This window comes from Phocaeicola faecium (assembly GCF_014837055.1).
GTDB lineage: Bacteria > Bacteroidota > Bacteroidia > Bacteroidales > Bacteroidaceae > Phocaeicola > Phocaeicola gallinarum.
In genome coordinates, this window is the sequence record NZ_JACSPQ010000024.1 from 1 (window position 1) to 1,160 (window position 1,160).

The window sequence follows — 1,160 nt, forward strand, 5'->3', positions numbered from 1 at the left end:
CGACTGTGTGAATCCTTTGAGGTTTTTGGGTGCGACGTCGCTGGCGATGACGATGCGTTTGCTGGCCTGGTAGAGGCTGTTGAAGGTGTGGAAGAACTGTTCGAGGGTGGCTTCCTTGCCGCCGAGGAATTGGATGTCGTCGATCAGGAGGACGTCGACCTGGCGGTAGCGTCGGTTGAATTCGGCGATGCGGCCCTGGCTTTGGTTGGGGTTCTGGAGGGCGTCGATGAATTCGTTGGTGAATTCCTCTGATGTGACGTAGCGTACCTTGAGGGTGGGGTCCTTGACGAGGGCGTAGTTGCCGATGGCGTTCAGGAGGTGGGTTTTGCCCAGTCCTGATCCGCCGTAGATGCATAGGGGGTTGAAGTCCTGGCCGGATCCTTCGGCGACGGCGAGGGCGACGGTGCGTGCGAAGCGGTTGGAGTCGCCGGGCACGAACGTGTCGAACGTCGCATTCTTATTCAGATGCGTCTCCGGATCCATGGGAGACCATGGATGGGGAGCAGGGACGCTCCCGTGTTGATTCATAGGTGCCGTCGTCATCGTGACCAACTCCTTTCCGTTCTGCCGCATGCCCGCGGTCGTGGCGCTGTATGGTGCGCACCATTGTTGACTCACACACGCGGAATCGGTACATATCTACCATCGGTGCGTGTCGGGTGGAGACTGGAGCAACGGTTATCGTGGACCTACTGAGGTAAGGTGGAACCTATGGCTGGATCAGGTAGTGACTTCGTGCAACTGCACAACCATACGCATTACTCGTTGCTGGACGGTGCGTCCAAGATTCCCGACTTGGTGCGGCGCACCAAGGAGCTGGGCATGACGGCCGTCGGCATCGCCGACCACGGCAATATGCACGGTGCGTACGAGATGTGGAGCGAGGCCGTCAAGGTCGGCGTCAAACCGATCATCGGCATCGAGGCCTATACCACGCCGGAAACCGCCAGGCAGGACAAGACCCGCGTGCATTGGGGCACCGAGGCGCAGCGCTCAGATGACGTGTCCGGCGGCGGCCTGATCGCCCACCTGACATTGTGGGCGGAAACCGACGAAGGCTTGAAGAACCTGTTGAAGGCATCCTCGGTGGCCAATCTCGAAGGCCGCGTGATGCGCTATCCGCGTATGGACAACGAGGTGCTCTCCACCTATTCCAAGGG

General features: G+C 59.9%; 2 protein-coding genes. One reads left to right on the plus strand and one right to left on the minus strand.

Annotated features, from left to right (window positions below; translation table 11 throughout):
• Nucleotides 1-483: DnaA ATPase domain-containing protein (locus H9626_RS15625; RefSeq protein ID WP_225231008.1), on the minus strand; the 483-nt coding region annotated here is incomplete at its 3' end.
• 228 nt (nt 484-711) lie between these two features.
• Here H9626_RS15625 and H9626_RS15630 point away from each other — a divergent pair.
• Nucleotides 712-1,160, plus strand: a 449-nt coding sequence (locus H9626_RS15630) for a PHP domain-containing protein (RefSeq protein ID WP_191710795.1), incomplete at its 3' end; no start/stop codon positions are given.